This window comes from Frankia sp. CeD, assembly GCF_000732115.1.
Lineage (GTDB): Bacteria > Actinomycetota > Actinomycetes > Frankiales > Frankiaceae > Frankia > Frankia casuarinae.
Map to the genome: position 1 here is coordinate 1 of NZ_JPGU01000070.1, position 10,772 is coordinate 10,772.

At 64.7% G+C, this 10,772-nt stretch carries 6 protein-coding genes; 2 read left to right on the plus strand and 4 right to left on the minus strand.

Annotation, left to right across the window (positions count from 1 at the left end):
- Positions 1-129: 129 nt before the first annotated feature.
- Genes CED_RS20260 through CED_RS20270 form a run of 3 tightly spaced genes read right to left on the minus strand, consistent with a single transcriptional unit; the run spans position 130 to position 4,048 of the window.
- Positions 130-2,127 carry a hypothetical protein gene (locus CED_RS20260; RefSeq protein ID WP_035913360.1) on the minus strand — a complete coding sequence of 666 codons (1,998 nt, stop codon included), beginning with the start codon at positions 2,125-2,127 and terminating at the stop codon, positions 130-132.
- Positions 2,124-3,296, minus strand: a complete 1,173-nt coding sequence (locus CED_RS20265) for a 5'-methylthioadenosine/S-adenosylhomocysteine nucleosidase (RefSeq protein ID WP_011435547.1) — start codon at positions 3,294-3,296, stop codon at positions 2,124-2,126. Before CED_RS20265 ends, CED_RS20260 begins: the two co-directional genes overlap by 4 nt.
- Positions 3,297-3,298: 2 nt before the next feature.
- Positions 3,299-4,048: an NUDIX domain-containing protein gene (locus CED_RS20270; RefSeq protein ID WP_035913362.1), complete on the minus strand. Its 750-nt coding sequence runs from the start codon at positions 4,046-4,048 to the stop codon at positions 3,299-3,301.
- 803 nt (positions 4,049-4,851) lie between these two features.
- On the opposite strand from CED_RS20270, the gene CED_RS20275 reads away from it, so the two are divergent.
- Entirely contained in the window at positions 4,852-5,250 is a 399-nt protein-coding gene (locus CED_RS20275; RefSeq protein WP_011435549.1) for a hypothetical protein, read from the plus strand.
- Between the two features lie 41 nt (positions 5,251-5,291).
- On the opposite strand, the gene CED_RS20280 is transcribed toward CED_RS20275, so the two are convergent.
- Positions 5,292-8,594: a type ISP restriction/modification enzyme gene (locus tag CED_RS20280; RefSeq protein WP_035913365.1), complete on the minus strand. Its 3,303-nt coding sequence runs from the start codon at positions 8,592-8,594 to the stop codon at positions 5,292-5,294.
- Between the two features lie 1,202 nt (positions 8,595-9,796).
- Between CED_RS20280 and CED_RS20285 the strand changes: the two genes are divergently transcribed.
- Positions 9,797-10,772, plus strand: a 976-nt coding sequence (locus tag CED_RS20285) for a transposase (RefSeq protein ID WP_084680886.1), incomplete at its 3' end; no start/stop codon positions are given.

A 10,772-nucleotide genomic window follows, 5' to 3' on the forward strand; every position in this document is an offset into this window, starting at 1 on the left:
AGTCAAGCCCGTGCACAGACGCCACGAAGCCCCGAAAAGCGAACCATCAGGAGCGGGTCCGTCGCTTCCGCGAGTGGATGGAGGAGACCCATCCTCGATTTCCATGGCACGGAGCGCCGTAACTGCCAGTCATCGGCCTGATGAATTTTGCATGATGTGCGAATTCCGAGAATAGCAAGCGGACTCGATGCGGCGGATCCAATTTTTGCCGTCAGCGGCTACTCCTTCGAGAATATGGATCGTGTGTTGGAGGCCGCCGGCGTCCTGGGGGCGGCTGGCCACCGATGCCGCAGTTTCGTCCTCCGTTAATTCATCGGGTGCGGATTCCGTCGTTTTCATCTGGATTTTTTGGCCGTTCATCAGGGCGAGCTGGAACTTCTGTACGTTGCCGGCGCTACGGTCGAGATGAAAGGATGCGATCGCATCGAAGCGGTAGTTCAGTCGCCCCTGGTCGGTGAAGGTGCCCGTTTCGAAGTCCAGAACCGAAAGGAAGTTCCGAACCCCGTCGGCTNTCAGGAGGAATACTGAGATCTCATATTTTTGATACCGCCATGGACCGAGGCGGATCCGGGCACGCTGGCTGGATTCCGCCTGTTTCTCGAGGAAGGCATGAGCGATGACCTCGCTCGCCGCCAGCCGATAGTGGCGTAGTGCACGGTCGAGCAGTAGTTTGCGATCGCAGTCCAGCCAGCGTGCCATTTCCTGGTCGCCCGGCTTGTCTGCGAGCTTGGCCCTCTGCCGCTCGAACCCTGCCGCCCGTGCCGCCAGTACCTGTTCGTACTGCTCGCGCTCGGCCTCATATCGCCGCGGCTCACGCTCCATGTCCAGTCGGGCGCGGACATGGACGGTGCTTCCCACAGCGACGACGAACGCGGTTTCGACGGCGAGGAGAACGTCGGCTGCGAAGGCTGCGGCAAGTATCCACAGGATTCCGCCTCCGAGTATCGCCATCCCACCCTGCCCGGAGGCGCTGAGTCCCGGCACCGCTCGCTGCTCCCGGGTGTAGGAGAGACTGGCCTGGCGCTTCCACAGTTTCCTGATCTCGCCTGCCTCGTGGCGCAGTAGCCACTTCACCCGGCCGGCGTCGACTCTGGACTCCCGGTAGAGACCGATGATCTCTTTGCTGATGCTGTGCCGCGTCCCCTCGGTCTGCCGCATCCAGTCATCTGCGGTGACACCATTGGGGTGGTACTTGGCGACATAGAAGTCGAGATCGTGGCGGACCTCGCTCGCGAAGCCGCCGGAATGCTGTACCGCATCTGGGCTGACCTGGAGGTATTCCAGGCGCCACCCCAAGCCACGTCGAAGTGTAACGAGGCCGACGGCAAAAACGAAGATGCATCCGAGCGGTTCCAATATCCGGCCGGCCGATGTCAGGCGCACAGCTACGTAGGCGGTCCAGGCTGCGAGGAACACCGCCGAGGCCTTGCCGCGTAACCGGGTTCCTTTGGGAAGGTCGGGCGGGTGAGGCTTCCGTGCCCGCGGTCCGATCGGCACGGGTGTGAAAAATTTCCAAACCCGTTCGCGGCGACCGTCGGCCATCTGATTATTGCGGGCCTGGGTGAGTGCACGATCCCACATCTCGTCTTCGAGGGGTCCCTCGATAAACTGTTCCAGATGACGCAGGATCATGGCTTGCTGCGGGTCAGGGAGGTTGTCGAGTTCCTTGAGTGGAACCGTGACACTGATGTTAGCTTCCCAAACCGCATCCAGTAGAAGGATCACCACGCGTAGTCCCTGCGCCCAGTGGTCAGGATCCGGCTCGGGTGACTCTGCATGCAGCTCGCGTAGCCACCTGAATTCCTCGTTCGACAGCTCGTCCCGCGATCGCCCGCTTACCAAGGCCAGCACCCAGTGAAAGAGCATCCGCTTGGATCTCCCGGGACTGACCACTGCCTCGCGCATTAGTTCTCGGGCCTGATCGGCCATCCCGCCATCCAGGTGATGAACTCCGGATTCGAACCTCTCGGCCGGCCCGGCATCGGGAGACATCGTGTAGAGGTAGACGTCGCCGTGGACCACGCCGGCCTGCATGTCGACGTGAGCGGAACCACTGGCCTCATTGGAGAACGAACCTGGCTTGGGCTGAGCGCCCGAGCCAGGCGAAGGGCGCCAGTCGTCGATCACGACACGCCTTGAGCGAGCATGATCACCATGCCGATCTTCGCGGCGAGGTCGGCGACGTCGCCGACCAATCCGCGGACCTTCTTCAGCGCCATCAGCAGGGCGCCGCGAGTAGCGGGTGAATCCGCCTGGAGTGCTTTGTCGGCCTCGCGGAGCTCAGCCTCGGCGGCGGCATAAGTCTCAGCATCGACATCGCCGGCCGTGCGTGCATCGTCCAGACGAGCGCGGAAGCGGAGGAGTGCTGTCGGCAGGTCGACCCGAGCGCGCTCACCGGCGACGCCGATATGCACGTCACCGTGCACGACTCCGGTCTGCGCACCGACCTGCGCGCCTTCCGAAGCGATGATGCGGATGTTCTGGTGCGGTGTCTGCATGATGGGTGTCCTCCCGATCCTGGGTTCCGCGGCATCGACCCGTCCGATGTCCGTTGACAGTTCCTCGGCCAGCGCTGCGGCGAACGCAGCGGCGTTTGCCACAGCGCGCTGCTGCCACAGCTGGCGGTCGGTCAATTCCTTGGTGCCATCGGCGTGGTCACTGATGCCGCGGACTACAACCACTGGCAGCGAGTCGTTCAGCAACCCGGCCTGGCTGGCTCCCGCGCCCTCCATCTCGATGGCGAGCGCGTCGTTGTAACGTTCGTGCAGCAAGCGGGCCAGAGCGGACACGGTGGAGTTCAGCACCACCTCCCCTGCCGCGATCGGCCCGAAGTGCACCTGTGGCAGAGACTCGGCTTCGACCGACGGTCGTGCCCACGACCTCGTCCGATAGAGGTGGCGGGCGATCTGGTCGGCCCGGTGCGACAGCGGCCAGGTGCGTGGTCGCCCCCAGAGCCCTTCGTCATCGTTGGTGGCGCCGTGGAAGGCGTACACATGGGTGGCCACCACGACGTCGCCCAGTGCGATATGGCGATGAAGCGCGCCTGCGACGCCGACAAAGAGCAGCGCCGCCGGCGTGAACTCGGCTATGGCTCGTTCAGCGAGTACCGCGGCCGACTGGTTTCCCACGCCGACATGTGCAAGCGCCACCCGGCACCGGCCGCGGGCCAGCCGGCCTACCTCGAAGCGGGTTCCCTGCGGATGGCGGTGCAGTCGTGCATCCGCCAGATGTTCGCGAACCGCCTGATACTCCAGGTCAAGGGCGGTCAAAACGACGATCGGGTGTGTTTTTCCCATGATTATTTCTCCCCTTCTTGGACAGGGGCACTGTCGGCGCTCGCCGTGTCGACGGGCCGGGTAATCGGCGGCGACAGAACGGCGCTCGGCCCGGCTCTGAACAGGCGGGCGGGTCGTCCGACAGTCGTCCGCTGCTCTCCGCCGGTCGGGACGATGAATCCGTCCACCTTCTGAACCTTTCGANAGAAGTTCCTGGGGTCTAGCCGCATTCCCCAGACGGTTTCGTAGACCGCCTGTAGCTCGCTGATGGTGAAAACGGGGCCGCAGAATGCGGTCGCAAGCGCTGAGTGTTCGAGTTTTGTTCGGGCACGCTCGACACCGTCCGCGATGATCCGACGGTGGTCGAAGCCAAGGGCCAGGTCACCCGATAGCACGCATTCCGTCGGCTGCCAGCATGCAGCCGCGGCGTCCGTTCCCGCGACCGGCTCCGGAAGCCGCGGTGCGACAGCGAGGTAGGCCACCGAGACGACTCGACCCCGTGGGTCCCGCCCGGGTTTGCCATAGACCCCGAGCTGCTCTAGGTACAGGCCCTCGCCCTCCAAGCCCGCCTCCTCGGCAAGCTCCCGCCGCGCCGCCGCGCCGATGCCCTCCTCGGCGTGTGCGAGGAAGCCGCCTGGGAGCGCGAGCGCACCCCGGTGCGGCTCGATCCCGCGCTCGACCAGCAGGACCTGTAGGCGCGTCCCGCGAAGCGTCAGAATCACGAGGTCGACCGCGAGTAGGACGGCCGGCGGCTCCCAAGGATCCTCAATCACACTGCGAGACTAGCTTTTTGTTCGAGTGACAGTAACTACTGTCGGCTAGCGGACAGTGCGCCTCGCCCCGGGCTGATCCTCCTCGCTCTCCGAGATCGCCGTGAGGGAAGCGCGCCCGGCGCGACGACGCCGGTGATACGGCGGCCGAGCGGTACAACTCGCGCAACACCCGCTGGTGGACGAGGCGTGAACTTTATGATCAAGAATGGTTGGGTGCCGACCCAACAAGACTCGAACCCAATGCCGCAGGTCGATGTACTGCAGCCATCGGCCTCGCCGGTTGCGGACCGCCCTGATGGGTAGTCAAGCCGCAGGTCACGGCATGTATCGATCTCCGTAGACATTGATGAGTGCACCCAACCGGCACTAGTGCGAGCCTAAACCTGCAGGTCAACGGCCCGACCGTGTCCATCGAACCCACCCGCGCGAAGATCCGCCGGGCCGGCTACGTCGGCAACACGAACGCCAGGCAGATCGGATAAGGGGATTGGCTGGTGTGACCGTGCGACACCTGAATTTCAAGGAATCGAAATATGGCCCCACTTGATTGGCTACGTTGAGTAGAAGGCGCCACCATGGCGACCTCGGATGGCAGACGCTTGGTGTTCCCATCGCGCGGTTAGAGTACTAGTCAACAAATATCAAAACTATCAAGAATGGCCTTCTCGTTCTCCATGGAAGACGGTTATGTTGCAGATGTAGATCGAATGATTGCGTGCATTATATTAAGGTTACATGATTCCCTGACCCTTTCGGGGGATGTCGGTTTTACGTTTTCCGCCGCATGTGCTAGGTATGGTCCCATGTCGATCCCGCACATCGAGCTCACGGAATCACAGCATCGAATACTGGCTGAACTCATGGTCGCGGACCTGCCATCGCCGGATGGCGAGCTGGCGTCGGTCGAGGCACGTGGCTTGGCCGCCCAGGTCTTGGCCGCCGAGGTGCCCACGCTGAGATGGCTGAAGCTGATCACGGACACCGGTGGGGCGCTGTCGGTGACCATGCTCGGCGCGGCTATCTTCCATCGCGCCCGGCAGGAGGAAGCCGAGGCCCGCCTCGCCGCGGTCGTGTCGTTCGCGGACGTCTTGGAGGCCGCCGCCGGATCCAGGCGGACCTGGCAGCAGGCGCCGCGTGCCCTGCGCCAGCTTGCACAGGGCACGATCTCGCGCGACCAGGCGGTCCGGCTTGTCCTGTCCTGAACCGGACCTCGCCTCGTCGCAGTTCCGCCCGTCAGCGTCGGTCAGGCGTCTCCGTCCACGAACAGCCCGACCGGGTTTTCATACCGCGGCTTCCGTGCGGCGGGACGCACAGGGAGCACTCCCGCAACCGCGAGATCCTGCTGGGTCACCATGGGACCCGCCAGAACCTCGGCCAAAAGATCGCGCTGCGCCGGTGCCAGATCCACGAGGCGGCGTAGGGCCGACAGGAGCTCGACGAGTTCTGCGGCCCACTCACGGGGCCAGCTGTCGACGTGAATATCGTCGAGCGGGCTCGTCTTCTTGCTGTTGGGGGAAAACTTGCGATATCCAAACCATTTCCTAACTACTGGCATCGCGCCGACGTTGAAGGTCAATACCTCCTCTGGAACGTTCCCAAAAGACCCTGCGCCAACATGTAGAGTGTTTGTTGTTGGGTCGTGGTGAAAATTCTCTGGGATCTGTTTCCGGATATTGGTCAAGTATCGGANCTGACGTGGATCCCCGCTCTTGAACCTGACGTCGCGGGTGGGACGACCAGCATCCGGATCTGCACACCTTTCGCCGTAGGTCGAAGCCCACAGGATCTCGGCTCCGATCGACAACGCCTTTCGCCAGCTCTCGAGGTTCCGTGTGACAGGAAGTCGAACGCCGGGCGTGAGCAGTTCTTCCGCGAACTGCTCGGTGAAGGCCGAGTGCCCCGCGACTGCGACTGTATAAGCAGCCAGATCCAAGACGGTAACCTTCTCCAGTCCGAATGCGCTGGCAAGATAGGATAGCAGTCCGCCTGGAACGTTGGCTGAGCCATCCGGTTGCAGTAGCGGCAGAATTCTNCCNCCCCNCCNATNAAAATGGTGGGTGTCTGNAAGTAATGNGGTCNCCACAACCGCCGGTCCGCTTTCGATCTCATGCGAGGACTGTTGGTTGAGGAAGATCTGGTCGTCGTGAAGTGAGGCCCACAGGTCTGGTCGGGCGAAATCCAGCACACGGGGGTCGGCAATCAGCCACTGTCGATCGAAGCTGCGGAACCCGACCCGGATCACAGGTGGGGTCAGGCTACTCTCCCGCCCGATAGGCACTCGAGGTCCAGAGTATCCGGGGAGCGGCGACACCGCACGTAGCAGCGTGCGGTCCCGAGTCTCCTTGAAAAGCTCCTCTTTCGCGTCCGGGTCGTCCTCGCGGACCAAACGCGCCCACCTGCGACGCAGGATCTCCGCGCTGGGAGCAGCCACCCAGGAGCGGTTTGCCTTTACTCCAGGACTTCCCCACGGATATATATCGGAAATCTCTGGAAAGTCCTCCCACGCCGATTGCGTAGTCGGCGTGAACGGACGAGATCGCTCGCGATGCGTATCCCTCCAGCCGCCGTCGTCAATCTCCACATGGGCCAGCTGTCTGAACTTCTCCTCGCGTCGGCCCGAGATCGAGCGGTAGTGGATCCGGGTCGAGCCGTCCGGAGAGCTCCCCGCGCGGCGTACGAAGATATAGATACCCAATGGCTGCGCGACTGCTGGAAAGACGCGGGTGGCAACATCCGCGCGCTGTCCCTCGGGAGAGAGGTTGATAACCCATCCTTCGTGACAGGTGCGACGGAGATAGTCGCGCAGGCCACGGCCGCCAGGGCCAGTGGAAAAGCCCGATGGCGTGATGAAACAGACCAATCCATGTTGGTCGGCCTCGTGGGCATCGAAGACCTTCCAAGTCGCCCAGCGCCAAAAGTAGATGTACATGTTCTTCAGTACGTGTTCGTACCGGCCGTTGCCGGGGTGACGGAAAGCGTCGAGCGGAGTCCTATTCTCTCCTGGAATTTTTTTCTCTGCCCATTTTCCGCGTTTCTTCGCCTTGTCGTCATAGGGGGGGTTGCCGATGACAACAGTCACGGGAACATTGCCCTTTACCTGATCGGCTCGCTGTCGGGAAGCCGCCAGTTCCCGATAGCCGAAGAGTGCTTTCTGCGTATCACTGAACGGCGAATCAAGCGTGTCTGTTAGGAAGAGATTGAGTCCCTCTCGCGGCGCTGGGATCTCCTCCGCTCTTAACAGGTCTGAGGTTCGGAGTTCGGCGACCGCGTAGGGACCTATCTGCAGCTCGAAGCCATACAGTCGTTCCGCGAGCTGCGCGACCGCGTCGATTTCCATGCCTTCGCCCCCTCCTTCGGAGGCAGTTTCTGCGACTCTCTCGATGATCGCGTGAAGGAAAGTGCCGGTTCCCATCGCCGGGTCGACGATGCGAACGTCCGGATCGGCGTAACCATGGTCCTTGCCGAGCCGGGTGCGCAGCACATCCTCTGCCAACCGGACCATGTGCTCCACGACCTCTCGCGGCGTGTAGTACGAACCGCTCTGCTGTCGTAGCTGTGCGTCATACCTGGTCAGGAAGTTTTCGTAGAGATGTAGGTAGGCATCCCGGTTGCCGTTCCGGATGGCAGGCCAATCGACACTGGAGATGGTGCGGGTCAGTAGATCGAGCGTCACCGAAAAACGCTCGTTTATATTGTCGGTGAGCAGTCGCAGCGCGCTGCCGATAAGTGCGTGGCCGGCGTTCAGCTTCCGGCCGATATCATGAAATCCGACCTGCAGGAGAGGAATTCCCTCCGTTTGTGCGAGCAGCAGCGCGAAGGTTACCGTCTGGGCGTATCCGTCGGCGAAGGTCCGGCTGTCTGCCTCGGGGAAGAGTAGCGTCCGCCAGTCGTTCTGGAGGCCGGTGAAGGGACGTGCGTGGCCGTCGTTCTCCGGTGCGTCCGACTTCGCTTCGGCGGTGAGCTGCTCCAGGACGGCAGCGCGGAGGAGGCGGCACAACGGTGCGATGTTCTGCACGAGCCTGCCAACGTTCTGGATTGGTGGCGGGCTCCAGACGAGGAACGTCGTGATCAGTGCGTCGAAGGCGGCCGGATCCGGTGGCCGAAGCCGCTCCCTGCTTGTCCGGAGAGTTCCGGTGAAGTGAATGGTCTCTCCTATCTGGATCCCGTCCCGAAAAAGCCGCCATTCGGTGCCGTTGGTGTAAAGTAGATTTGGAAGGTCTCGCAGCCGTTCCCATTGCTCCTTGTTGTGCCCGGTAAAATTCTGAGGGTCTACGGACAGGCCGGGCTTCTTGATTTCTATGTATCCGGTGACCAGGCCACTCAGCCGGACTGCGTAGTCGGGCCGCACTCCGAGTTCGGGAAGCCTCACTTCGTCATGCCAGGTAAGTTCGGACAGCTTGTGATGTCTGCCAACTGCCGCCAGGAGCCCTTCCAGCGGGCTTCGTATCGAGGCTTCCGGGCTGCCACCTCCGGAGAGTTTGGTGCCACACGCCCGACCAAAATCCGATACTGCCTTCAGCAGCCAATGATCCGTTGCCGCGGACATCGCGCCCCCCCAGGGTCATAGAGGCGAGAACGATAACAAATCGGGAAGCCGGTGATCTGCGCTTCTGTGATTCATCAAAATATAGGACGATATGGGTCGATTGGCTGGAACGTCGGAAATTTGCTTCGAAGCTGCGGATCTGGCACTTCAAAGGCGGGGAGCGGAGGCCCTACCGACATCGGGCCAAGCCAGGTGCCGGCCGCCGAGAGGCAGGCCTCGTGGTCAGAGCTGACCTGGGAGTGTGCCGGTGCCGCGTTCTCAAGGCGGTCCGGGATGATCTCGTTATGGAACCCGGTGAGGTTTGGGGCTATCGAGCTCGCAGCGTCGACAGGCTGTAAGTATTCGCAAATCGTGGGGGTTGCTGGTTTGACGGTGGCCGGCGCCTGACAGCGGGGGTCGCTGTGCGTGACGGCGGGTTGGGGTCCGCGTGGTGGCCGGGGTCCCGGCTGCTGATGGCAGAGTGTGCCGGGCTGGTGTGCTGGGTCGCTGGTTGGCGTCGCCGCGCACGGCCGTGTGCGACCGGGGATCTTGTGGTGGGTGGCTGGTTGGCCCGGGTCGACAGGGTGGACAGCGTCGGAAAAAGGCCGCGGCCCTCCCCCCGAAAACCTTTGGCCGGGAACTCGGGGAAGGGCCGCGTCGCGCACGGAGGCGCTGGTTTCCAGGGTAACGGGCACGGCCCTCGAGGCTGTGCGGGGTCCGGACGCGGCCGGCGGGCGGGTGCCCGTGCCGGACGTCGCGGTGGCCGCGTGGCTGTGGCTGTCGGCGCTGCTGGTCGAGGTCGCCCAGCAGCGCCGCGCGCTGGCCGTGGCCTTGGCGGAGCTCGCCGAGTCGCGGGCCCAGGTGGCGCTGCTCCAGCATCTTCTGTTCGGCGAGTCCTCCGAGCGGGCCGCGCCCGGCGCGCCGCCGGACGGGCCGTGCGACCGCGCCTCCCACGGCGGCGGCGCGGCTGGTGACGGCGGCCCTGGTCAGGAAGGCGATGCCGCCGGTGACGGCGGCGCTGGCCAGGGCCGCGGGTCGGCGGGTCGGCGGGCGGGCGGCCCCGGCGGGGACCGGGCGCGCGGGCCGGCCGGCGGAACTACTCCGGCCTGCCCGACGACGACGGCGGCACGTGGGACTTCCCCGAGCGCGGCTACGCGTGCCCGTGCTGCGGGGCGCCGTTCACCGCCAACGGCGAGGACGTCTCCTGGCGGCTCGAGTGGGTCGTGCGGGTCGTACGGCGGACGACCCGACGACGCCGCTACCGGCGGGCCTGCGCCTGCTACGGCCCNGCGACGGTCATGGCGCCGGGCGAACCGCGGGCACTCGGCAAGGGGCTGTGGACGAACCGGTCGCTCGCGCTGCTGCTCGTCGAGCGCTACGGCGCGGGCCGGTCCCTGAACTCGCTGGTGGCGGGCCTGGCCCGGCACGGCGCGGTGCTGGCGGCCCCGACCCTGGTGGGTGCGTGCGCCCAGGCCGGCGTGCTGCTCGCCCCGCTGGTCGAGGCGATCCGCCAACGGTCCCAGGCATCGTGGCACCTGCACGCCGACGAGACGAGCTGGAAGGTGTTCACCCCGAACGGCGGCGGGAAGCCGCAGCGCTGGTGGCTGTGGGTCTCCCTCGGCGAGGACACGGTGTGCTTCGTGATCGACCAGACCCGGGCCAGTTCGGTGCTCACCGGCCACCTCGGCCTCACCGAGCAGGCGGACGGCACGCTCACCGCCCCCGGCGGCGGCGAGCGGGTATTGTCCTCCGACTTCTACGCGGTCTACGTCTCCGTCGGCCGCCGCCGCGCCGGCCTCGTCAACCTCTACCGCGTCGCCCACCTTCGCCGCTACTTCCCGCGGGCGAGGCTGTCGAACCCGGTCCAGCTGGAGTACTGGGAGAAGGCCTGGCTCGACCGGTTCCGCGCGCTCTACACAGCCCACCGGGAACTGGCCACGGCGTGGGCGCGAGCGCGCGACACCCCCGGCCCCGACGCCGACACCCGGCTGGCCGAGGCCTACACCGCCTGGGACGGCGCGATCGAGGCGATCGACACCGCCCGCCGCGAGCAGCAGGCCTCCCCAGGGCTACAGCCCGCAGCGAAGGACGCCCTCGCCACCCTCGAACGCGAGTGGGACGGGGTCGTCGCGCACCGCGACTACCCCATGGTAGATCTTGACAACAACGCCGCGGAGCGCGCCCCGCGCCGCCCGGTCG

What these genes read in the sequence shown, in the direction of transcription:
- CED_RS20275 (WP_011435549.1), top strand. Translation starts at nt 4,852, where the DNA reads ATGTCGATCCCGCACATCGAGCTCACGGAATCACAGCATCGAATACTG.
- CED_RS20265 (WP_011435547.1), bottom strand. Translation starts at nt 3,296, where the DNA reads ATGGGAAAAACACACCCGATCGTCGTTTTGACCGCCCTTGACCTGGAG.